We start from the raw sequence: 24419 nt of genomic DNA, 5'->3' as shown, positions 1-24419 counted from the left end.
AAAATCCGCCTCGTTATGGGGCGGATTTTTTAATGGGTTTCATTCAACGATGATGGTTTTGGGTGAATTGCCATGAGAGTTTCCGTTGTAGCCATGATAGTTTCGGAAAATGTCCTTACAGTTGGATGAATTGCCATGACAGTTTCCACCCGAACAGGCACCTCCTCGATTGAGCAAATCAATCGATTTTTATTCCCCCTTCCTATACGATATAGGGTATACATGTAGGAAAGGAGCGAAAGCTAAATGCCGGTTACGAAATGGTTCACTATATGGAGTTTGACGGTTCCCTCTTCGTGGCTTGCACTTCTCCTCGCTTTTCTTCTATCCTATATTGCAGTACGCTTTCTGTATGGAAAGCAAGAAGCGGATCTGGTGTCGGATTCTATCTTCTGGCTCGTCCTCGTCTGGAAACTTTCCGTCATTGTGACCGATTTTCAAACTGTCTTATCGGCTCCTCTTTCCATCCTTTATTTTCACGGAGGGGTTGTTGGGTTTTTCTTGGGCTTGATTGTCATGATCATGAAGCTCTTTCGAGAGAGAGGGAAAGGTCATATCGGGATGGCCTCGATAGTGACCGCTTGGATTGTGGCTCTGTCCGTATTCCAAGTGGCTATGGCAGCCTTGAACCCGGGTGACACGCTGGGAAGATGGATGACTGCTGTCATTTTTACTTTATTTTTAATCGTATATTATAAAAAACGTACGAATCTAACCGTGGGTTCGTGGATCGTATTAGCCGCGGCTGTTCATATATTTGGCGCTTCCTTTCAACCGGACGGGTTGTTGGGCATCCCGCTTGCTGTGACGGTTGTGGTCAGCTTGGCTTTAATGGTTTTATTTCAAAGAGTTCCAAGATCGGGGGAAATCGTGTGAGTAAGAAAACGATAGGCTATGTTGTCGCCGCTTTACTGATCGGCGCGATGGTCGTGATGATGGTGAAATCAAAATTGGATAAGCCGGAACCGGTCGTCTATACTTCGGAGGAACAGAAGGCGATGGATTCCATACCCGGTTTGAAAAAAGGGGAGATACCGCCGGATTTTGAGCTTACTACGTTAGATGGTGAGACTGTTAAATTGTCTGAGATGAAAGGGAAGAAGGTTGTCTTGAATTTCTGGGGTTCCTGGTGTCCGCCGTGTAAGGCTGAAATGCCGCATATGCAGAAATATTATAAGAAGAATGCAGTTAAGGATAATGTGGAATTTCTGGCGGTCAATTTGACGTCAGGGGAAAAGAAAGGCCTTCCCGCAGTTGAACAATTTGTCGATGCGTACGGTCTGACTTTCCCGATTCCGTTGGATGAGACCGGAGAGATTGCACAACAGTATCAAGTGATGATCATTCCGACAACGTATTTTATCGGAACAGATGGGGTCATCTTCCATCGTCATATCGGTCCGATGGATGAGAAAATAATAAAAAGTCTCGTACGAGAAATGAAATGAAAAAAGACGGCTTCTTCGGTCGTAATGTCTGTCCTCGGTTCATATAGTGAACGGAGGAGGAGGCGTTGCGTATGCGGAGAAGCCGGTTTCTTTTATTTGCCGTATTGGCGGTAATGATAACAGCTAGTTTGCTGTTGCTGGACGGCTGCGCGGGGAAAGCGGAAAAGGAAACGAGTTCTACAAGTTCGTTCAGTGTTATTGACGAAGCGTTTGAGGTTATTAAGCAAAAGGGTGTGTATCCGGTTGAGGGGGACATGCTCGTTGAAGGAGCTTTACGAGGCATGGCGGATGTCATCGGGGACCCATACTCGACGTATTTATCAAAAGAGGAAGCGGCGGCTCATAAGGAATCTTTGGCCAGTGAGCGGATCGGCATCGGGGCGGAACTGACCCGTTCCAATGGGAAATTCATCATTGTGGCACCGATCAAATCATCGCCGGCGGAAAAGGCGGGATTGCGCCCATATGATGAGATTGTCCGGATTGATGGCGAACGGCTGGACGGCGATACGTTACGGGACGTCGTGAAGCGGATTCGCGGAAAAAAAGGGACGAACGTATCGATGACGATTTTCCGTCCGGAGTTGGAAAAGCATTTGGAAGTGACGGTCACGCGGGATGTGATTCCGGTGAAGACGGTGTCGGCGGAGCTGTTGGAGGAGCGCGGCGAGAAAATCGGTTACATATCGATTACGACATTCGGCGAGGAAACGGCGAAAGAATGGCAGGAGGAAACGAATCGGATCTTGAAGGAAGGAGCGGACGGTCTCATCATCGATGTGCGCGGCAATCCAGGAGGATACTTGCATAGCGTCGGCAATATCGCGGGAAGTTTATTGCAGAATGACACAGTTTTTGCCTATATGCAGGATGCAAAAGGGGCGCTGACGCCGCTAGTGACCGAACCGCCGGAAGGATTAGTGTTTGATGAAAAGTTGAAAACCATGCCAATCGTGTTATTGCAAAATGAAGGAAGCGCTTCGGCAAGCGAGGTGCTGACCGGGGCGATGAAGGACTTGAAACGGGGGTTCATTGCCGGAACGACAAGCTTCGGAAAAGGGACCGTGCAAGAGACGATGGATTTGTCCAACGGCGGGGAAATGAAACTGTCGACCCATAAATGGTTAACGCCGAAAGAACAATGGATTCACGGCAAAGGGGTCGGGACTGATTTGGAAGTGGAGCAAAATTACTTGTTTACCGAACACATCCGGATGGTAACCGAAATATACGCGGAGGGGGACTTCCACGACGATATCGCTTACGCACAGAGGTTGCTCACGGGATTGGGTTATAGTGTCGACCGGGATGACGGGTACTTTGATGAATCTACTGCCGAAGCTGTTCATGCCTTCCGGATTGATGCCGAAGTAGATGCGAACGATGCGATGGATCGCGCTTTCTTCACCGCGTTGCGTGAAAAAGTGGAAGCGTATCGGAAAGACAGTAAAAACGACAGCCAACTGCAAATGGCAATCGGTTATATGCACCATAAAATTACGGATAGGTGAGGATTACCCGGCGGCTTGCCGGGTTTTTTGTGTTGGTGAGGGGCGTGTGAGTCTGGGGTGGGGGAATGACAGTTTTCGTCCGAGCCCTGACAATTCAGAGGATTGCCCTTACAGTTTGCCGTATAGCCATGAGAGTTTTTCTGGCCATGACAGTTCTCCTGATCCACAGTGAGAGTTATGCCCTGACAGTCCCCCCTTCATTTCTCCCATTTCATGAAAATCTCGTCTCCGATTCACATGGAGTTGGATTCTTTTGATACAATGGAGGGAAACGATGTAGCGGAATAGGGTGGTGGCGGTTGATGTCGGAGAAAATCATGATGGATGTATTGCAAGCGGTGGCGCTGTTTTTCTTGAATCCTGTATTTCTTGTTACGCTGCTCATTGCAGTTGCAATCGGGTATTTCCGAGTGAAGCGGGAGCGGCGGAGTTTCCGGGTTCGTTTGTTGCCGGGCTGGACAGAATTGAAACGGCTAGTACCGGACTCGATCGGGTATGCGTTGCTATTATCCTTATTGATTTGTGGGGCTGGACTTACAGTGGATCCCGGGTGGCTGGTTCTCTTTTCGGCTGCCATGCTCATTGCGATTCTCACTTTCTACTTTAAATGGGCATCGCCGGTTTATTTTGCGGCGGCTGCCACAGTCGGGTTGGTGCTGCTCCAGCGATTCGCCGGCGATTTTACGGTCCGGGGCTGGTCGCCGTCTACCGTCGATTGGTCAAGTGGCATGTTAGTGACGATTCCGGTGCTTGCCGGTCTACTTCTAATCGTGGAAGGCTTCCTTATCAGCCGGCATACCGCCCGCTATGCATCGCCCTATTTAAAAGAAACGGATCGCGGGCTTCATGCAGCTGTATTTAAAGCTAAGCGGATTTGGCTGTTGCCCGTCCTGTTTCTCGTGCCGGGGGATATGATTTCGGCCTACCTCCCGTATTGGCCGCAATTTACGCTCGGCGAGAGGGCTTTCAGTTTCATTCCTGTCCCTATAGTAATCGGCTTTTCACAAGTTGCCCGCTCGCTGTTCCCAGAAACGCTTTTTCCTAAAATGGGACAGGCGGTTTCCTGGACAGGCGTCGCCGTGGTGCTTGTCGGGCTTTCAGCGATATGGATGCCGATCCTTGGGTGGACTGCGCTTGTAATCGGAGTCATCTGCCGTCTTTTCTTGTCGATCCTGGTGTCGATCCGGGAACGGAAAGGACGCTATGCAGCAGCACCCCGTTCTGCCGGTGTTGTCATCGCGGGCGTTTTGCCGGATTCTCCGGGAGAGAAGATGGGCTTGGCCCCCGGCGAGTGCATCCGGGCGGTGAACGGCGTTCCGGTTAGCAATGAAAAAGAATTATATGATGCGATTCAAATCAATGCCGCACATTGCCGGCTTCAAGTCATTGACCGTGACGGGGAAGTGCGGCTCATGCAGCAGGTTCTGTACCGATATGATCACCATCGCCTCGGGGTGTTGGTTGTCCGATAAAGGGAGTCGCCGAGTTGGAAGGGATGTGTGCAATGGATTCATTCGAAACGAAACTGTTCTTGGCTCTGTTTTTGCCTGGGCTGCTCGTCGTCTTTTTTACGCGTGTCACATTTCATCATATCGTTGGACTCATTTTGACAATTGCCCTAATCGCCGCATCAGTTTACGCGGGGTATACCCATAATTGGCTGCTCTATGCGGCGGACGCGCTATCCTTGACGGTCGGTTTCTGGTATGCGACACGGATGGTGAAAAATGCGAGACGCAACGGCGAGGAAGACGAACTGTTATAAGATCGACAAAAACTTTCAAACCCCGCAACAAAACAACGTCGAAGGGATTTACTTTCCTTCGGCGTTTTTCTTCGTTCTCAATTCTAATTAGATTCTTTCAAGAAATTCCATTACACTATGGAATATGGATAATGTGTTCCAGATAGGCCGTGTAGAAAAAGAAAGGGATGTCGAGTATGCCTGATGTAATTATTAACACTTGGGATCGTTCGGTTGATTTTTTTAATGAAGTCCCACGAAAAGCGGTAGATTTGTATGATGGTTTATCGGGATTTAAATTGGAACTGCTGAATTACTCGGAGAACGCCACGTATTTGCTCCAAAATCCTGAGACGGGGGGGAAGAGGATCCTTCGCGTCTGCCGCCCGAACTATCATTCGAAGGAAGAGATTGAGAGTGAAATCCAGTGGATGCTGTCCATCGGGGAACACACCTCCATCGTCGTACCGAAGCCGATTGTCGGAGAAAACGGGGAATATGTGCAATCCATCCGGCTGGATTATAGGGATTTTGAATACCATTGTGTCCTGTTTACGTTCCTTGAAGGAGATGAACCGGATATCGAAAATGAAGAGAAGCTGATCGAAGTATTCGAGGAAATCGGAAAAACGGCTGCGCAATTCCATAAGCATGTCATGGAAAAGGGGAACGGGTTCACCAACATCAAACGCCCGATCTGGGACTACGAGAATTTGTTGGGTGACAAAGCGAAATGGGGAAGATGGCATGACGGCCTAGCCATTACGCCGGCACGTGAAGCGCTTTTCACCCGGGTTTCTAAGGTGATCAGAAACAGGTTGGAACGGTTCGGCCAGGGACGTGAACGGTTCGGCCTTATCCATGGGGACCTGCGGCATGCGAACCTTCTCGTGAGACAGGGGGAAGTGCAAGTCATTGATTTCGACGATAGCGGGTTTGGCTGGTTTCTCTTTGATTTGGCAGCATCGCTAACATTCATCGAGCACCGTCGCTACGTTCCAAAGCTAATTGAATCTTGGCTGAAAGGCTATCGCCAAGTACGACCGCTTTCCGAGGAAGAGGAATTCGAAATCCCGACATTCATCCTTATGCGACGCCTACAGCTGATTGCCTGGGTTGGCAGCCGGGAGAATGAAACCACTACGGAACTTGGCAGTGCGTTTACGGAGCAAACAGACGCGTTAGCAGAAGCCTATTTGAGGGAATTTGAAGGTCTATCCATCAGGTGATCAGGCTAGAACAAGAAAACGGATACAGTTCTGGCTATTTCCCGAATTGTTGCCCCAATAGATACGACCAAAAAAGACCGCCAATCCTGCGGTCTTTCATTCTTACATAAACAAGCTATATACAGCGAGCACCCCGATCGTACCCAAGACGACGGACATGACGCCGCCTCCGATGAAAGCGATGAGGAACGCGGTAGCGGCGCCGATGATGCCGAATAACAGATTGCCTTCCTGAACGAAAAGGATAGCGGGGAAAATGAGTGCTCCGAGGACGGCATAAGGGATGTTCCGCAGCACGCCTGTCACGAGTGGGGGTAATTCTTTGCCGTCCAGCCAGGTTAGCGGAATCATGCGCGGAATGTAGGTCACGAGCGCCATGCCGAACAGCATCCACCAATACGTCGGTCCCATTAGGCCTCCCCCTTTCGATTGTATTGTGCATCGGGCGTTTTCCCGCGGCGGACGTAGACCATTTCAATGACGATCGAGGATACGAGCGTGGCCACAAGAATCGCCCATCCTGTTGAAAGGAGTCCGGTGAAATAGAAAAAGCTGTGGATGGCGGCAGCGAGTCCAGCAAGCATGACGACTTTGCGATTGCCTTTCATTGAAGGAACCAAGAGCCCGACGAACATCGCATAGAGTGCGATTGACATAGCTGCTTGCAGGAATAAAGGCAAATTCGCACCAACGACATGGCCGATTGCTGTAAAAGAAACCCAGCTGCCGTAGGCGATCAAGTTAACTCCAAATGCGAAAGGCGTCGAGATCTTGCCTTCCCGTCCCGTCGCCAGCACTGAAAAGGATTCGTCCGTTATGCCGAAAGAGTAAATCGCTTTCACCCATTTCGGCGCGGGCTGCATCTTTTCATTCAACGATGCCGTCATTAGAAAGTGGCGGATGTTGACGATGAATGTATTTAAGACGATTAACAGGGGATCGACCGCCTTGGAAATCAGGCTGAGAGATATGTATTGGGCCGCGCCCGCATAGACGAACATGCTCATCGCAGTCGCTTCGATGATGGACAATCCGGCTGTTTTGGCAAGTAATCCGAACGTGAGGGCGACAGGGAAATAGCCGATGGCGATGCTCAGGCCCGCTTTCAGACCGTTCACAAATTGATTTTTCTCCATATTGCCACATCTTTCTATGTTGTTTGTGGTGATTATACACTATATTCGTGTTTAAATGGAGGTACCATAAGGAAAAATAGAAGTAATGATGGGTTGGAATCAATTCCAGCCGAAGTAGCGAGGGTGTTGTCGATGGCAGAATGGCTTGATGTTGATAAAATAGTAGAATTGGCAAGGCATTACAAGGCACTTGGACCTATCATCGGGATTTTACTGCCCTTTATTGAGTCATTTCTACCGTTTTTACCGCTATTCGTCTTCGTTTTTGCGAACGCGAGCGCCTATGGCTTGTGGTACGGGTTCATCTTGTCGTGGGCGGGGACAGTCGCTGGTTCCTACGTTGTGTTTTTAATTGTACGAAAATATGGGCGCAATCGGTTTTTACGGTTCCTAACCAAAAGTGCGCGCATCCAGAAATTGATCAAATGGGTGGATCGCAATGGATTTGCTCCTCTGTTCCTCTTTCTTTGTTTTCCATTCACCCCGTCGGCTCTCGTCAATTTGGTCGCGGGTTTATCCGACATGAAAAAGTCGTATTATCTATTCACATTGATGGCGGGTAAGTTGGTCATGATTTTCACGATCAGTTTTATTGGCTATGATTTGAAAGCCTTGCTCACCCAACCGATTCGAACCGCGGTTGTCGTCGCGTTGATCGTTCTTTTGTGGTTCGTCGGCAAATGGTTTGAAAATCGGGTCAACCGGAAAGTCGAAGCGGAATTCCGCTCGCTCTCGGTTCGGCAGGAGGAGAAATAAAGAGAGGACACCGTTTCGAAGACGGTGTTTTTCTTACGTTCAGAGGTGCTCTGTAGGCTTGTCTCCTCTTTTCCCTCTGGAAATAACGGGACCTTCAAGTAGAAAAGTACATATACTACTCTATCGATTGGAGGAGGTATGTACATGTATTATTTATATCAAGGGCCGCCTTTTGGGCCACCTCATTATTATGCTCAGAACGGACAGCCGGGAAGTCGGCAGCAGTCGGCTCAACAGGTGTTGCAACGGATCCGGACACAGCATCCCGAATTGTACACCGAGTTGGCGCAGTACGGAATGAACCGTGCCATCGCAGATTATGTATTTCTTTTGGTGATCGGCTTTACCCTTAATCAGGCGAATACAAATCAAACGGCGGCACAAATCTACAACCAATTCCAAGCCCAATATTCATGGCTTCCGCTCTTTTTTGCGCAATTCCGGATACCGCAGAACGTTATGAACCGAATTTTGATGCAAGTCATCCGCTTTACGTTGGAGGGCCGGGATGGGCAGCAGCCGGGACGGGGATGGATCGGTTGGGAGGATTTGGGCGGCGCTCTCACGTCGGGACCGGGCGTATCTTCTTGGCAACCGAACCGGCTCGACGTCTTTGTCCGAGGCACGGATCAGGCGATGTACCATAAATGGTGGGATGGCCGTCAGTGGAGTGACTGGGAGAACCTCGGCGGCGTCTTGACTTCCGCCCCGGCAGCTGTTTCATGGGGCCCGAACCGGATCGATGTCTTTGTCCGGGGGACGGACAACGCGTTGTATCATAAATGGTGGGATGGACAGAGGTGGAACGATTGGGAGAGCCTGGGCGGCGTATTAACCAGCGCTCCAACCGTTTCTTCGCAGCGACCGAATCAGCTGGATGTTTTCGTCAGAGGGACAGATAACGCTCTTTACAAGAAGACGTGGAACGGTTCGCGTTGGGAGGAATGGGAGAACCTTGGCGGTACGTTGACCTCCGCTCCGGCTGCGGTTTCCTGGGGTCCGAATCGCGTGGATGTATTTGCAAGAGGGCAGAACCAGGATTTAATCCACAAATGGTGGGATGGTTCTTCATGGAGCGGCTGGGAAAGCCTCGGCGGAACGCTCACTTCGGGCCCTGCCGTCGCATCCAAACGACCGAATCGCCTACAAGTCTTCGCCAGAGGGTCGAATCAAAACCTCTATCTGAGGGAATGGAACGGCTCCCGCTGGTTGAATTGGGAAAAACTAGGCGGTACGTTGACCTCTCCGCCTGCTGCCGTATCGTGGGGCCCGAATCGGACCGATGTGTTCGCCAGAGGGCAAAATCAATCCCTTATTCATCTTTATCAGACTCAATAGAGATAGAACTTTTTAGAGGTGTCCATACGTTATGGGCATCTTTTTTATATGGGCAAAAGTGAGCGGTTTTCGGAATTTATGATCGGTTGTGAAATAGTATGATCCGAAGGTATTTCTGTAATGTAGAAGACAGTCATCTTGGATACATTGTAATACGATGTACCGCGTGTTACGATGTTCCTAACGAGGTGAAGATTTATGGACAAGGAAATGATGAAAGGAAGCATTGATTTACTTTTATTGTCTTTGATTGCCCAGCGGGATTTGTATGGCTATGAAATTATCAAGGTTTTGAAAGAGCTGAGTGATGACACTTATGAAATGGGGGAAGGGACGCTTTATGCTGCATTGAAGCGTTTGGAAAAGAAACAATGGGTTTCGTCTTACTGGCGAGAGGGAGAAAGCGGCAGAAGGAAGTATTACCGGCTGACGGATGAAGGTGGAGCCGCTTTGGAGAGCAAGCAGGAGAATTGGAAGTGGATGAATGCGCTCATCCGGAAAAGTTCGGAAGGTTTGATATGAAAGCCGCGTTTCGGCGTTTTGTTGAAGGGGTTGTCCGTCAGACGGATTGCAGTCGGGAGGAGCGGGAAGATTTAATTGAAGAATTGCTCTCGCATCTGGAAGACGGATTCAGGGATTATCGGAGCCAAGGCTATTCGGAAGAGGAGGCCAAGCGGATCGTGATGACAAACTTTGGAAGTGGACCGGAAGTCGGCAAGGAGCTTCAGCATGCCATGTATCCTTACCGCCGGGAAATGCTGCTCGGACTTTCGGTTGTTTCATTGTTATTTGCCTATAGTGTCTATTTATGTCAATTACTTGTGATGGGCGATGCCCATATTCCTTGGTTGGTGGTCGCTGTCTCGAGCAGCACGGGTGTACTCTTTGTGACGGTGCGGCCGATCGCATCCCTGAACCGTCGCTTGTGGATGAATGGCTTGCTGCTCATCCATCTAATTGTACTCTTTTACGGTTTCTTGTTGGCGACCGACCTGCAATCGCCCTATTCCACAATATTGACGATTGTGGCGGCGCTGCTGTTGCTGTTCTCCATCATCCTCATATATCGGACGACGATTTATGATTATCCATCGGAGCGCCAATCTCTCGAAAAGGATGCAAAACGGCTGCATTATATCAATATTACGACAGGCATTATCGTCGTACTGGTGACCTTATTCTTTTTATGGGCGTTTCTGTTGTTTGCGGAAGGATTCTCGCCTGGATTTTTATTATTATTGGTTCCAATTGGGGCATGGATTGTATCGTATGCAGTACAAATGCACTTATTGGCGGAAAAAAAGAAAAGCGGAGCGTATGCCATTGTTTTCATTCAAACGGCGGTGCTGCTAGGCGGCCTTGCCTTTTGGTTGCTGGGCTTGTAGGGGATGGAGGGATAGATTATGAAGAAATCGTTTGGTTATATACTCGGCTTGATCGGCCTGGCGACTGCCGTTCTCATTGTCCTTGGAATCAAATTCGATAAAGCTGAGAACGAAAAACAACAGGGGCTCACCGATGTGTACGATGTTTCGGTGGATGGCGCCCTCGCCTATGTCGAGTTTGAGAAAGGGCAGGCCGGTCTCTATGTGGCAGATGTGACAGAACCTCTTGTGCAATTGCCGGTGGAGCAAACGATTGTCGATGTCAGTTTCTCAAAAGATGGCAAGACCCTCGCATATATCGTATCTGATAAAGAAGTGGACTCCAACAGCGGTAGCACGGTCCATCTTCTCGATCCGGAATCCGGGGCGAGTCAGCTTGCTTTTACGGCATCGGCTTTCATTACCGAATTGGCGTTTGATCCGAAAGATCCTAACCAGTTGTTTTATTTGCAAGCGGAAGTGTTTACGAATTACTCGCCGATAGTCGGAGAGCGACCCCATGATTTTGATGTACAATGTTATGATTTGGTCCATGAAACGCATACGAGATATACCAATATGAAAAAGTATCATATGCAATCATTGCAAGTGTCATCCACCGACGAATCCGTGTTTGTCCAGATGGATGATGATGAAAATGTGGAAACAGCGGAGGACGTGTTCGCGTCCAAACAGCGGATTTTTCAAATCCCGCTTGATGCACCTGACGAAAAAACTGTCATTAGTAATCCAGTCGGACAGGACGATATATATGATTTCCTCGTATTGCCAGAGAGGGATGAATTGATTTACCAAGCGGTGGGCGGCACAGGGGCGGATGGCATATTTGAATATGAATTATTCAGCTATAACTGGAAAACGCATAAGACCAAACAATTGACCAAACTAAAGGAATACGCGTCTAAACCTATCCGAGGGGCGGAAGACCAAATTTATTTCTTGGTGGACCGCCAATTCGGAGAGCGGAATCCGGAATTTCGCATTTATCAGATGAGTGTGGAAGGGAAAGATGTGAGGGAAATTCAAAGGTGATTCGTGAGGGGGGAGGGGGCACATGGGAGATATAATCGCTTGCGAGGAGTTATGAGCGGTTCTTGGGAGTTATGATCGCTTGCGAGGAAATATGAGCGTTTGTCGGGGGTTATGATCGCTTGCGGAGAAGTATGAGCGGTTCTTCGAAGTTATGATCGCTTGCGAGGAAGTATGAGCGGTTCTTCGAAGTTATGATCGCTTGCGAGGAAGTATAGGCGGTTCTCCAGAGTTATGATCGTTCGCGTAGAAGTATGAGCGGTTCTCGAAAGTTATGATCGCTTGCGTGGAAATATGATCGTTTCTCCGGAAATATGAGCGCCCCTCGGTAGTTTGCGATTTGCGGTGGTGTCTCTATTCTTTCGAAAACTCTCCATTCAAATAGTTTCTGTCACTCTCATCTTTCTGTACAATAGAAAGAAAGGGTGACAGGTTTTTTTATTTCATTGAACAGAGGAGGACGACCTATGTCATTGCGATTTATCACCGGACGATCGGGGTCTGGGAAGACGACGTTTATCGAGAGGGAGATTGCGGCGGAACTGACGGAACGGCCGATCGGGGCACCGATTATCGTAATCGTGCCCGACCAGATGTCCTTCTCGATGGAGCATGGCCTGTCGGTCAATTATGGATTGAACGGGATCATTCGGGCGCAAGTGTTGACGTTTAAACGGCTAGCGTGGCGCATCTTGCAGGAGACAGGCGGGATTGCGCGCAAGGAAGTGGATGGCTTCGGCTATCGAATGCTCGTGCGCAGCGTGCTGGAGGAGAACCAGGACGAGTTCAAACTGTTCCGCCAGGCAGCGAATAAGCGCGGGTTCACGGAAATGATCGGCGATTTGCTCAAAGAGTTCAGCCGCTACAGCTTGGATCATGCCATGCTGCAAGATCTCCGGACGAGCCTTGCCGGGCAGGATGCGCCTCGTACGCTGCTCGACAAAGCGGATGACCTCGCGATTCTTCTGACCAAAATAGAAGAAAAGCTTGGCACTGCCTATATCGACAGTGAAGGACATTTGGCGCTCCTCGCTTCGCAAATCAAACACTCCGACCTGCTTCGGGATGCACATATTTACATAGACGGTTTCGAACATTTTCCGACCCGTGAATATGAAATCATAACCGAACTGATGAAATACGCCAACCGCGTAACGGTAGCCCTCCCGATGGAAGGGGCCGATTCGGGGTTTGGCGATCACGAACTGTTTTACACACCGGTCCGTACTTCATTCCGCTTGCGGGAAATCGCACGGTCGGAATCAGTGGAAGTGGAAGACGATGTCTATATGTCGAAAGGGCAACGCTTTAAAAATGACGATCTCCGCCATTTTGAAGCGGAATTTGACCATTATCCAGCGCCGGCAAAACAGTCGGAAGGGCATGTTCAAATCATTGAAGCCGCCGACCGCCGTGCGGAAATTCATGCCGTGGCGCGGGCGATCCGCGAGAAGGTTCGCGCTGGCAAGCGGTATAAGGAGATTGCCATCCTGTATCGACAGCCGGAAAAATACGACGAGCTGATTGAAACGATTTTCCCGCAATATGATATTCCGGTGTTCATTAGCCGGAAAAAACCGATGCTGCATCATCCGCTCATCGAGTTTTCCCGTTCCGTCCTGGAAGCGGTGACGGCTGGCTGGTCGTATGAATCGGTTTTCCGTGCGGTAAAGACGGATCTCTTTTTTCCGCATAATGAAGAGAAGATCCTTTGGCGGGAGCGGGCCGATCGTTTGGAAAACTACGTACTGGCACGGGGAATTTACGGTTCGCGCTGGTTTGACGACACGCGTTGGCGGGTGAAGAAATACAGAGGGCTCGAGCTGCATACAGAGGTGCAGACTGATGAAGAACGGGCATTGGAGCAGGAACTGCATTTGGTCCGTGATGTCATCCGGGAGCCGCTCGCTTCGTTCGAAGCCCGGCTGAAACGTTCCCGCAATGGCCGGGATGTGGCAGAAGCATTGTTTTTATTCATGGAAAAACTGCAGGTCTATGAGAAGATACTTGACCTCCGGGTGGAAGAGGAGGAGGCGGGGCGGCTGCTCGGTGCGACGGAGCATGAGCAGGCATGGAATAACTGGATCAACGTCCTTGACCAGTTTGTGCTCATGTTCGGCGATAAAGAAATGAATCCGGCAGAAGCGGCGCGCATTTTGGATGAAGGATTCGACACGCTCGAATTTTCCAGGATTCCGCCGTCCCTCGACCAAGTGACGGTAACGACGCTTGAAGTTTCAGCGTTAATGGAGATTTGTGCGGTCTTCGTCATCGGGGTCAATGATGGCGTACTGCCAAAGCGGATTGACAATGAAGGGCTTCTTTCCGATGCGGACCGGGAATGGTTCATGCACGTTGGCTTTGACCTGGCCCCGACTTCAAAGATGAAATTGATGGATGAAACATTCATGGCATATCGTGCCTTCACCGCGGCAAGGGAAGAACTGATCGTGTCGTATCCGATTGCGGATGAGGAAGGTAAAGCGCTCATTCCATCTCTTTATATTTCCAAGATCCAGCAGTTGTTGCCGGGGACGCCGCTTGAAGTGGTTGTGACGGATCCATCCGAACTTCCGCTTGATGCCGATCAGTTCGCCTATATCAGCCATCCGCGGGCCGCGTTGCCGTATGCTTCAATCAAAGCGAAAGAAGCGTTCCGCTCCGGATTGTTGGATGTCAAATGGCAGGCCGTCATGGCGTATTACGAAGAGGATCCGTTTTGGTCCTCCGTGCTGCGTCATATTATCCGGCCGATGAAAGAAGGCAAGTCGACTGAACGGCTCCGGCCGGAACTGACGGCCGGATTGTATGGCGAGTCGTTCGTTTCGAGCGTGTCAAGAGTTGAATCGTATTATAGCTGTCCGTTTCAGCACTATGCTTCGTATGGTCTGCGCTTGGAAGAGCGGACTGAATTCACATTGGAAGCGCCGGCGATCGGAGATCTGTTCCATGCCGCATTGAAATGGGTGTCCGACGAAGTGATGCGACTTTCTAAATCATGGAGCGAACTGTCCAGGGAGGAATGCTGGAAGTTAGCGCGGGAAGCGGTCGATGATATTACACCATATTTCTTTAACCGCATTTTATTGTCGACACATCGCTATCAATATATTAAACGGAAACTGATGCAAATCATTCAGCGGACGATTTATTCCCTCAGCCATCAGGCGAAGGCGACGGTGTTCAAACCGGTCGCCATCGAAGCGGGGTTCGGACCGGGGGAGGAACTGCCTCCTCTTGAAATCCCGCTGCGCCGTGGGAATAAAATGCAGCTGCGCGGCCGGATCGACCGGGTCGATGCGACGGAAATCGGCGGGAAGGAATATGTCCGGATCATTGATTATAAATCTTCCGCCCGTTCGCTCGATTTGGCAGAAGTGTACTATGGCCTGTCCTTGCAAATGCTGACGTATTTGGATGTAGCGCTGGAAAATGCGGACGAGTGGCTCGGCATTGAAGCGCATCCGGCAGGCGTTCTCTATATGCACGTCCATAATCCAATGATCCGGCCGGATATGGAGTTGACAGCTGAACAGCTAGATGCGGAAATTCGGAAGTCCTATAAGATGAAGGGCTACTTGCTAGAACATCCAGATGTCGTAACGGGGATGGATGCGGAAATTGGCCGTATCTCTGCGATTGTTCCGGCAGCGTTGAAAACGGACGGCACCTTTACGAAAGCTTCGAAAGTGCTGGCTGCTGAAGATCTGGACATGATGCGCTCATTTGTCCGGACCCGACATCGGAAAGCGGGCGATGCGATGCTGGCGGGCGACACCCGGGTGTTCCCGTATAAATTACGTGACAAGATGCCTTGCCAGTTCTGTTCCTACCGATCGGTGTGCCAGTTCGATCCATCCGATCCGGAACAGCAATATCGTCCTTATACGGATTTGGCACCTGACATCACTTTAGAAAAAATGCGGAAGGAGGTAGCGGAGGATGAACATACCAACGAAACCTGAGGGTGTGACGTTTACGGATGCCCAGTGGAAAGCGATTTGGGCATCAGGGAAAGATATTCTCGTCTCTGCGGCCGCCGGTTCCGGAAAAACGAAAGTGCTGATCACCCGGATGATCGAGAAAGTGCTGGATGAAAAAGATCCGACCGATGTCGATCAGCTGCTCGTCGTCACCTTTACCAATGCTTCCGCGGCGGAAATGCGACATCGGATGGCGAAAGCGTTGGAAGAGGCGATTGCGGCGAAGCCGGAATCTGTCCATTTACGCAGGCAATTGAATTTATTGAATAAAGCACAAATCTCCACTTTACACTCCTTCTGCCTGAATATCGTACGGCAGTATGCCTATTTGCTCGACATCGACCCGGGCTTCCGCATCGCAGATAGTACGGAAGCGGCATTGTTGCGGGATGATATGATCGGAGAAGTTCTGGAAGAGGCGTACGGCGCGGAAAATCCGGATGCGATGTACCGGCTTGCGGATAGCTTCACGTCGGACCGGAATGACCAAGCGATCGAAACGCTCATCGACCGGCTGTATGATTATTCGCGCGTGCACCCATCGCCGGAAGCGTGGCTGCGACGAATTCCGGGGCAATATGAAATCGGGGAAATTGCGTCCGTCGATGAGTTGAATTTCATCCAGCCCTTGAAGACGGCCATCCTCCATACGTTGGAAGAAGCTGCCGCGTTGACGCAGGAAATGCACCGCATCGCTTACTTGCCGGACGGACCGGAACCGCTCGCAGCGACGGCGGAGGCCGATTTGCTCTGGATCAATGAAGCGATTCGCCGGTTGAATGAAACAACTTGGGATGAAACTTTTGAATTCTTCAAGACGCTGAAGTGGGTCACTGCGGGGAGAATCAAAAAGGATTCCTGTGACGAAGAGATGGCGAAGCGGGCGAAGAAGTTGCGCGATGACGTGAAGAAGATGATAAACACGGTGAAGGAATGCTACTTTACTAGGACGCCTGCCCGGTTGTTGGAGGAGATCCGTTTGATGGCCCCTGCGATGCATACCCTCATCGATCTGGTCATCGACTTCGGACAACGCTATGAGCGGGTGAAACTGGATAGAGGAATTGTCGACTTTTCGGATTTGGAGCATTATGCGCTCCGCATTTTGTCCGATGAAGTGGATGGGGAACTGTACCCGTCCGCCATCGCACAGGAATACCGAAACAGTTTCAAAGAAGTGCTCGTCGATGAATATCAGGATACGAACAGACTGCAAGAAACGATCATCCAGCTTGTGAAACGGGGCGGTGAGGCGGACGGAAATCTATTCATGGTCGGCGACGTCAAACAGTCGATTTACCGGTTCCGGCTAGCTGAACCGATGTTGTTCCTCGGGAAGTATAACCGATTTACCGAGCAGGATGGCGATGAAGGGCTGAAAATCGACTTGAACGCAAACTTCAGGAGCCGGGAGGAAGTGTTGGACGCAACCAATTTCGTGTTCCGTCAAGTGATGGGCGAACGGGTCGGTGAAATCGAATACGATGAAGCCGCCGCGCTGAAATATGGAGCCCAATATCCGGATAAAAGCGTTCCGACCCATTTGACGCTCCTGTACGAGGAAGAAGAGGATGATGAGGAAACGGATGCGGCCGCAGAATTGGCAGGCCAAAGCTTGAAGAGCTCCCAAGCCGAAGCGCGGTATATGATCCATAAAATACGGGAGCTGATGGATTCCGGAGCGGAAGTGACCGATGCATTCACGGACGAAAAACGCCCGTTGGAATACCGGGATATCGTCATTCTCATGCGCTCCATGACATGGTCGGGCGAAATCGCGGAAGAGTTCAAATTGGCAGAGATCCCCGTCTATACGGAATTGAAGCGCGGCTATTTCGATGCGCTCGAAGTGATGATCATGTTGAATACATTGCGGGTCATCGATAATCCGTATCAGGATATCCCGCTAGCTTCCGTGCTGCGCGCCCCGTTTGTCGGGATGACGGAAAACGAATTGGCGCAAATCCGGCTGGCCAATAAAAATGTGCCATTTTATGAAGCGCTGCAAACGTTCATCTCGACGGGCGGTTCGGGGATGGCACCCGAAACACAATTGAAACTGCAGCGGTTCCTTGTCCAGTTCGAGGATTGGCGTAATTTGGCAAGGCGTGGATCCTTGTCGGAACTCATTTGGCAAGTGTATTCCGATACGCATTATTATGAAATGGTCGGCGCGATGCCAAATGGGAACCAGCGTCAGGCGAATCTTCGTGCGCTGCATGACCGGGCCATTGATTACGAAAAAACATCATTCCGCGGCCTGTTCCGGTTTTTACGTTTTGTCGACCGGATGAGACGCCGTGGGGATGATCTCGGAGCGGCGCGCTCGCTTAGCGAAAAGGAAAATGTGGTGCGGATCATGACGATCCATTCTTCAAAAGGGCTGGAGTTCCCTTTTGTCTTCATTGCGGGGGCAGGGCGGAAATTCAATAAGATGGATTTTAATGAGACGTATTTATTCGACCAGCATTTCGGGCTGGCGGTGAAGGCGATCGATCCGGATAATCGGATTACGTATACATCCCTTCCTTATTTAGCGATGAAAGAGCAGAAGGAGCTGGAGATGCGCGCGGAAGAGATGCGCGTCTTGTACGTGGCCATGACACGTGCGAAGGAACAGCTCGATATCATCGCTTCGGTGAAAGATATCGAAAAGACGATTGTGAAATGGCAAGATGCCCAGCTCGTGGATCCTGCCGAGCGGTTGCCGGATTATGTCCGGTCCCGTGCCAATGGCTATCTCGATTGGATCGGACCTGCTGTTGCGAGGCATCCGGCATTCGGAAAGTTCGGCGCCATCCAAGGCGGGGAGCTGATCGCTGATCGTTCGAAATGGGAAATCAATGCGCTGCCTGTTTCTTCCTTCTTAGAACAGGCGGAGGACGAACCGGTTGACGAACAGGTGGCAGATCCGCAGCTATTGCAGTCGGAGAAGGTGGATGAAGCCGCTTTAGCGGAAGTGCATCGCCGGTTTGATTGGACCTATCCGCATATGGCTTCCGTGTCGAAACGATCGAAACAGACGGTGAGCGATGTGAAGCGGCTCGCCATCTTGGAACAACAGATGGACGAGGATGATCCTTTCACTGTGATGGAAGATGAATTGGGTACGCCGTATTTGCATGACCGACCGGAATTCATGCAGACCCGCACTTTGTCCGCAGCCGAAGTCGGAACGGCGATGCACACGATCATGCAGCAAATCCCGCTTGGCCAAGACGTCTCCGTACGCGTGGTCGAGGAACTGATTTCACAGCTGGTGGAACAGCAATTGTTGACGATGGAAGAAGCGAATGCGGTAGATGCCGGGGCGGTTGCCCACTTTTTCACAAATCCCCTTGCCAAGCGGCTTCAATCGGCAGCCCGATTGTTCCGTGAATTGCCGTTTACGTATGCCTATGATGGGCAAGATGGGGACCGTCAGATTCTGCAAGGAATTGTGGACTGCTTGTTTGAAGAAAAAGATGGCTGGGTACTCCTTGACTATAAGACCGATCGGGTCCGAGGACGCTTCCGTTCAGCGGAGGAAGTCGATGCGGAGATGCAGGCGCGGTACGGCATCCAGTTGGATTTGTACCGTCAAGCGCTGGAGGAAATTTTGAAGATAAAGATTAAGGAAATGGTCCTGTATTTATTTGATGGAGAGAGGACTGTACACATTCAGGAGGAATCATTTTGAAAGAAGTACCGACGGCCCTCGGGGAACGGATCGAAGCGCTGGATCTGATGCGGGGCTTTGCGCTCCTCGGGATTTTAATTGCGAATATGCTTTTTTTCCATACGCCGATTCTGTATATCGATCCGCATAGTTGGTTTAGTACGCCTTCGGATGTGGCCACGTATAAATGGATTGCGATTTTCATCCAAGGGAGCTTCTATCCGATTTTCGCCATATTGTTCGGATATGGGTTAAACATGCAGTATGAAAAGGCCGTTCGCAACGGATCTCCGTTTGCACCGGTATTGGCACGTCGCCTCACCCTTCTGCTCGTGTTCGGCTTGATTCATGGTCTGCTCATTTGGGCTGGCGATATTTTGATGTCATACGCGGTGATGGGCTTCTTGCTCATTCTGTTCGTTCGAATTCCGGTGAAATGGCTTCTGCCGATCGCGTTTGTCCTGTACGTCCTTCCAATGGGCGGGCTCCTTGTCTTAATCGCATTAATGGAAAAATTGGGTTCAACAACGATGGATGGCGCCTTTGTCAATATCCATCAAGTGGAATTATCTATTTCAGCCTATGCCCACGGGAACTTTATGGATATCATGGCACAACGGTTCCATGATTGGCTGCAAGTCGGAGTGGTCAGCGGAATCTTCCTCGGCTTTTTCATGATTTTGCCATTGCTCCTATTGGGGGCGGTTTTCTCCAAATGGAAAGTGATTGAGCGGGCAGGGGAGATGAAGAGATGGCTCGCAGTAGGGGCTGTTCTTTTCATTGCCGCAGGGATTTGGCTTAAGGCACTTCCTTTTACAAACGGGGCGTCCGCGACGAACCAGTTTACGCAGGAAGCGTTCGGTGGTGTCATTCTTGCATTGGGCTATATTGCCCTTTTCTTGCTCTTGTCGCAAATTCGGCTATTTCGTTCGATTTTCCGTCCGGTTGCTAAGGCGGGCCGCATGTCGTTGACGACGTATATCACTCAATCCATCGTGGCCACACTCATCTTTTACGCTTATGGTCTCGGTTTGTACGGCAAGGTGGATCTTGAAACAGGGACGTGGATTGCGCTAGGCATCTTTGTCATCCAAGTGATTTTCGCTGAAGTGTGGCTGTCGAAATTCCGGATGGGCCCGCTTGAATGGTTGTGGCGCAGAGCGACGTATGGAAAGAAATTGTCGAATTAAGAGGAGAAATTTGTGGAATTGTTGTAACATGAAAATAAGGAGTTGCCAACACGATAGAATGGTAGAAGTGATTAGACTATGGAAAATCGGATGGCGTGATTGATTTTGAGAAGGGATGGATAAAGAAGATGAAATTATTGTCGTTCCGTTACGAAAACAGGACTTCATTTGGTCCGAAAGTGAAAAGGGAAGACGCGGTTTGGGACGTGCTCGCCATTGCGGAAGCTTACGGGGAGACTGATTTTCCGCAAACAATCACGGAAGGCGTGGCAGGTGGCCTCGATTTCGTCGAGAAAGTGAGACAGCTCGCGGAACGGGCGCGGGCGGATGAAAACCCGGAACGCTTCAAGTACGCGTTCACGGATATCGAATGGTTGTCTCCGATCCCGAGAACGCCAAAAAATATTTTCTGCGTAGGTAAGAACTATGCGGAACACGCGGCAGAAATGGGATCGGACGCGCCTCCTGAGAAGGTGGTCGTCTTCACCAAATCGCCGACAACGATTGCAGCGGACGAACAAGACTTGCCCATTCACGATGATGTGACCGGCAGCCTGGACTACGAAGGGGAACTGGCAGTGGTCATCGGCAAGAAAGGGAAACAGATCCCTCGTCAATTGGCATATGATTATGTCTTCGGCTACACAATCGCCAATGATGTGACGGCGCGAGACGTACAAGAGGAGCATCAACAATATTTCCTTGGTAAAAGTTTGGAAGGATCTTGTCCATTAGGCCCTTATTTGGTGACAAAGGATGAACTGCCGAACCCGCATAATCTTTCCATCGTGACGAAAGTGAATGACGACGTCAGACAGAATAGCAACACATCGAATATGATATTCAAAATTGATGAAGTGATTGCGGAAATCTCCCGTTATGTGACATTGGAGCCGGGCGACGTCATCTTGACAGGTACGCCGGCAGGGGTCGGGAAAGGGATGACCCCGCCAAAGTTCCTAAGAAAAGGAGATACGGTGAAAATCTCCGTGGAAGGCATCGGTACGTTGGTGAATCGGTTCGTATAAAAACGTTGCCAGGCATCAGTGAGCGGCAAGTCCATATCCTTTCACTTGAATTGCCTGTTATGATACCATCATTATGTATGAATAATGAATGAGGTGACGAGTTTGGACGCATTGGCTAGCACGACCCATTTTCATGTGTTCACATGGGTGGTCGGCATCATTTTATTCCTCGTGGCAGCCGTAATGGCGAACGGGACTAAAGGTAAAAAAATCACGCACATGATTGCGCGACTGTTCTATGTACTAATTTTGATTTCTGGAGCATTGTTATTCTTTAAGTATTCCAGCGCGAACGCTGCTCTGTATGGAGTTAAATTCTTGCTTGGCTTCCTGACGATCGGCCTGATGGAAATGGTGCTCGTCCGCGGAGAAAAGGGGAAAAAGACAGGAACGCTTTGGATTCTGTTCTTTATCTTTTTACTAGCTACGATTTTCATCGGATTCTACCTTCCAATTGGGATTTCGTGGTTCGCTAACTTGTAAGGATATAGGAAATGGAGAGGATGTGGACGATGGGACCGATCGCCTTTGGAGTTGTCTTACTGTTGATGGCGCTGTTCGCCATATCAGTCTTCATTACCTATAGAAGAATGCGAGTGCAAGACGAAATGGATGAATAATAGAGGAACCTGCTAGCGTGTTGCTGGCAGGTTTTTTTGTGGGATGGGAATTGGGCGGGGAACTGTCATGGCAATTCGTTCAACTGTAAGGTCAAGTTGTCCAACTGTCATGGCCCGCTGGGAAACTGTCATGTCCCGGCAGAACTGTCATGGCAATTCGTGCAACTGTGAGGTCAAATTGTCCAACTGTCATGGCTCGCCGGGAAACTGTCATGCCCCGGCGGAACTGTCATGGCAATTCGTGCAACTGTAAGGTCAAATTGTCCAACTGTCATGGCCCGCCGGGAAACTGTAATGCCCCGGCAGAACTGTCATGGCAATTCGTACAACTGTAAGGTCAAACTGTCACAACTGTCGTGGCTCTCCGGGAAACTGTCATGCCCCGGCGGAACTGACATGGCAATTCGTACAACTGTAAGGTCAAGTTGTCCAACTGTCATGGCAATTTACGCAAATGTGAGGGTCAAATGTATGCCCTAGAGAAACTGTTATTGCAACCAACCAACTTAATTCGCCAAATTCACAAAATCGACCTATTTCCATGAGTGAGCATTCCAAATTTTGCTGAAAGAATAGCGGGAAGGGGGGGCGTTTGGTAAAATAACGAGGGATAGTTTGTTGTGAGGAGGCAATATTGTTGAAAGTGAATCGATGGATCGGACTGCTAATTGCTGTGCTGCTCTCCGTGTCGGCTGTTTTTCCGTCGCTTGCAGGGGCGGAGAAAGCGCGCACGATTGCGGATGAAAGTATATATGACTTGCTTGTGGACCGTTTCAATAACGGCAGTGGGCAAAATGATGCGGATGCCGATGCCCAGAATCCGCAGGTGTTTAATGGCGGTGACTTTGCCGGGGTGGTAGATCGGCTGCAACATATTTTGGATATGGGATTCACTGTCATTTCACTGGGGCCGGTTTTCCAAACGGCCACATATGATGGGAATGAAGTGCTTGATTATACCGAGCTGGAGCCGCATTTCGGCACCGCGGAGGAATTCAACTCGATGATCGAAGCCATTCATGCCAATGATTTGAAAGTCATTGCGGATGTTCCATTAAACGAAGTGAGCGCCAATCATGTGTGGGTGGATGAATTGACCACTCTTCCGGCTGGGGAAGGGACAATTAATTGGGATTATGCCGACACGGCCGTCCAACAAGCCATCAAAGACGCTGTCATTGAATTTATGACTACGTATGATCTTGATGGAATCCGGCTAACGAAAATTACCGAGATCGATACGGCCTATTTGAATGAATTGATTCAGGCTATTAAAGAAGTGAATCCGGAAGCGTATGTTTTGGCGAATGAAGAAACGGAAGCCGAATTTGATTTGAAGCCGAATGCAGAGGAAATGAATGCCCTCCGCAGTGCGTTTGTTTCGTTCAATGCAGACACTTCGCCAATTGATATCTTTTCGAGTGAGAACCGGACACAACTTATCCAATTGGATGATTTGACAGGTCCGCGCTACACATTTGATATCGTGGAAGCACGGATGTTCCCGCCGACCCGATGGAAATTGGCGGCTGCCGCTTTATTTACCATGCCGGGAATTCCGATGGTGCCGTACGGAACGGAAATTGCGGTCAATGGCGAAACGGCGCCTGCTAGCCACCCATTGATGAACTTCAAGACGGATATGGAATTGAAGGATTTCATCGCGGACCTGAACAGCTTGCGCAACAAATCCGAAGCGCTCCGGACTGGCGAGTTCGAGATGCTGCATAACGAAAAAGGATTTGTCGTCTATAAAATCTCATCACCGAACGAGACATGGATTGTCGCATTGAACAACTCACCGGAAACGGCCAATACGGCCATTCCGGAAGACGTCATCGGGGATAAAAAAGTCTTACGAGGTCTCCTGGACGGTGACTTGGTCCGCCAATCGGATGACGGTTTGTTCCGTGTTGTATTGGAACGTGAGATGGTGGAAATCTATTTTGCAGGGGAAGACAAAGGATTTAACACCCCTTATCTGATTGCTTCCATTCTCGTATATGTCCTCTTCCTCGGCTTCCTCTTCTCGGTATGGAGAAAAGGAAGGCAAAAGAAAAAAGAAGAAGGGTTACAAAACTAACCTAACTCCCTGCATGTCCTATGGCGTGTGGGGAGTTTTTTGTATTAGTAGTGGAATCGTTTCGCTGGAATTATGATCGCTTGTTGTGACATATGAGCGTTCCGCGAAAGTTATGATCGCTTGCCGTGACATATGAGCGTTCCCCGGAAGTAATGATCGCTTGTCGTGACTTATGAGCGGTTCACGGGAGTTATGATCGCTTGTCGTGACTTATGAGCGGTTCACGGGAGTTATGATCGCCTGCCGTGACTTATGAGCGTGCCGCAAGTTATGATCGCTTG

Annotated in this window: 20 protein-coding genes; 18 read left to right on the top strand and 2 right to left on the bottom strand. The window is 49.9% G+C overall.

Translation table 11 applies throughout. The features are described 5' to 3' along the window. Window positions 1-246 precede the first annotated feature (246 nt). From AB1K83_RS07500 to AB1K83_RS07475, 6 genes are all read left to right on the top strand, one after another. Window positions 247-876 carry a hypothetical protein gene (locus tag AB1K83_RS07500; RefSeq protein ID WP_413057557.1) on the top strand — a complete coding sequence of 210 codons (630 nt, stop codon included), beginning with the start codon at window positions 247-249 and terminating at the stop codon, window positions 874-876. After that, complete coding sequence (locus AB1K83_RS07495) at window positions 873-1448, top strand: peroxiredoxin family protein (protein WP_413057556.1); 576 nt, start codon at window positions 873-875, stop codon at window positions 1446-1448. Before AB1K83_RS07500 ends, AB1K83_RS07495 begins: the two co-directional genes overlap by 4 nt. 71 nt (window positions 1449-1519) lie before the next feature. Further along, window positions 1520-2959, top strand: coding sequence for a S41 family peptidase (locus tag AB1K83_RS07490; RefSeq protein ID WP_413057555.1), 1440 nt, complete (start codon window positions 1520-1522; stop codon window positions 2957-2959). A 302-nt stretch (window positions 2960-3261) separates the two neighbouring features. Next, window positions 3262-4431, top strand: coding sequence for a PDZ domain-containing protein (locus AB1K83_RS07485; RefSeq protein ID WP_413057554.1), 1170 nt, complete (start codon window positions 3262-3264; stop codon window positions 4429-4431). A gap of 32 nt (window positions 4432-4463) precedes the next feature. After that, the gene (locus AB1K83_RS07480) at window positions 4464-4724 is read left to right on the top strand and encodes a CsbA family protein (RefSeq protein WP_413057553.1); all 261 of its coding nucleotides are present in this window, start codon (window positions 4464-4466) and stop codon (window positions 4722-4724) included. 176 nt (window positions 4725-4900) lie between these two features. Beyond that, window positions 4901-5932, top strand: a complete 1032-nt coding sequence (locus AB1K83_RS07475) for a phosphotransferase enzyme family protein (protein ID WP_413057552.1) — start codon at window positions 4901-4903, stop codon at window positions 5930-5932. 102 nt (window positions 5933-6034) lie between these two features. On the opposite strand, the gene AB1K83_RS07470 is transcribed toward AB1K83_RS07475, so the two are convergent. Further along, entirely contained in the window at window positions 6035-6343 is a 309-nt protein-coding gene (locus AB1K83_RS07470) for an AzlD domain-containing protein (RefSeq protein ID WP_413057551.1), read from the bottom strand. After that, complete coding sequence (locus AB1K83_RS07465; protein WP_413057550.1) at window positions 6343-7068, bottom strand: AzlC family ABC transporter permease; 726 nt, start codon at window positions 7066-7068, stop codon at window positions 6343-6345. The genes AB1K83_RS07470 and AB1K83_RS07465 overlap by 1 nt, the downstream gene beginning before the upstream one ends. 132 nt (window positions 7069-7200) lie before the next feature. Between AB1K83_RS07465 and AB1K83_RS07460 the strand changes: the two genes are divergently transcribed. The 12 genes from AB1K83_RS07460 (at window position 7201) to AB1K83_RS07405 (ending at window position 24138) form a co-directional block, all read left to right on the top strand. Continuing rightward, the gene (locus tag AB1K83_RS07460; protein WP_413057549.1) at window positions 7201-7824 is read left to right on the top strand and encodes a TVP38/TMEM64 family protein; all 624 of its coding nucleotides are present in this window, start codon (window positions 7201-7203) and stop codon (window positions 7822-7824) included. 144 nt (window positions 7825-7968) lie between these two features. Further along, window positions 7969-9162, top strand: coding sequence for a sialidase (locus AB1K83_RS07455; RefSeq protein WP_413057548.1), 1194 nt, complete (start codon window positions 7969-7971; stop codon window positions 9160-9162). Between the two features lie 198 nt (window positions 9163-9360). Further along, complete coding sequence (locus tag AB1K83_RS07450) at window positions 9361-9684, top strand: PadR family transcriptional regulator (RefSeq protein WP_413057547.1); 324 nt, start codon at window positions 9361-9363, stop codon at window positions 9682-9684. After that, window positions 9681-10547 (top strand): permease prefix domain 1-containing protein, encoded by an 867-nt coding sequence (locus AB1K83_RS07445; RefSeq protein ID WP_413057546.1) that lies wholly within the window; start codon window positions 9681-9683, stop codon window positions 10545-10547. The genes AB1K83_RS07450 and AB1K83_RS07445 overlap by 4 nt, the downstream gene beginning before the upstream one ends. An 18-nt stretch (window positions 10548-10565) precedes the next feature. Beyond that, window positions 10566-11579: a hypothetical protein gene (locus AB1K83_RS07440; RefSeq protein ID WP_413057545.1), complete on the top strand. Its 1014-nt coding sequence runs from the start codon at window positions 10566-10568 to the stop codon at window positions 11577-11579. A gap of 464 nt (window positions 11580-12043) precedes the next feature. Continuing rightward, window positions 12044-15541, top strand: a complete 3498-nt coding sequence (gene addB / locus AB1K83_RS07435) for a helicase-exonuclease AddAB subunit AddB (protein ID WP_413057544.1) — start codon at window positions 12044-12046, stop codon at window positions 15539-15541. Continuing rightward, on the top strand, window positions 15519-19238 hold the full coding sequence (addA, locus tag AB1K83_RS07430) for a helicase-exonuclease AddAB subunit AddA (protein WP_413057543.1): 3720 nt from the start codon (window positions 15519-15521) through the stop codon (window positions 19236-19238). Before addB ends, addA begins: the two co-directional genes overlap by 23 nt. Continuing rightward, entirely contained in the window at window positions 19235-20407 is a 1173-nt protein-coding gene (locus AB1K83_RS07425; protein WP_413057542.1) for a DUF418 domain-containing protein, read from the top strand. Before addA ends, AB1K83_RS07425 begins: the two co-directional genes overlap by 4 nt. Window positions 20408-20535: 128 nt before the next feature. Continuing rightward, a complete protein-coding gene (locus AB1K83_RS07420) occupies window positions 20536-21435 on the top strand; it encodes a fumarylacetoacetate hydrolase family protein (protein ID WP_413057541.1) in 900 nt (299 codons plus the stop codon). A gap of 102 nt (window positions 21436-21537) precedes the next feature. After that, window positions 21538-21918 carry a YisL family protein gene (locus AB1K83_RS07415; RefSeq protein WP_413057540.1) on the top strand — a complete coding sequence of 127 codons (381 nt, stop codon included), beginning with the start codon at window positions 21538-21540 and terminating at the stop codon, window positions 21916-21918. A gap of 11 nt (window positions 21919-21929) precedes the next feature. Then, window positions 21930-22055, top strand: coding sequence for a hypothetical protein (locus AB1K83_RS07410; protein WP_413057539.1), 126 nt, complete (start codon window positions 21930-21932; stop codon window positions 22053-22055). Between the two features lie 643 nt (window positions 22056-22698). Further along, window positions 22699-24138, top strand: coding sequence for an alpha-amylase family glycosyl hydrolase (locus tag AB1K83_RS07405; protein WP_413057732.1), 1440 nt, complete (start codon window positions 22699-22701; stop codon window positions 24136-24138). Window positions 24139-24419: the final 281 nt, after the last annotated feature.

Source organism: Sporosarcina sp. 179-K 3D1 HS (assembly GCF_047228905.1).
GTDB lineage: Bacteria > Bacillota > Bacilli > Bacillales_A > Planococcaceae > Sporosarcina.
The sequence above is the reverse complement of the archived record's forward strand: the minus strand, read 5'-3'. Positions and strand labels throughout refer to the sequence as shown.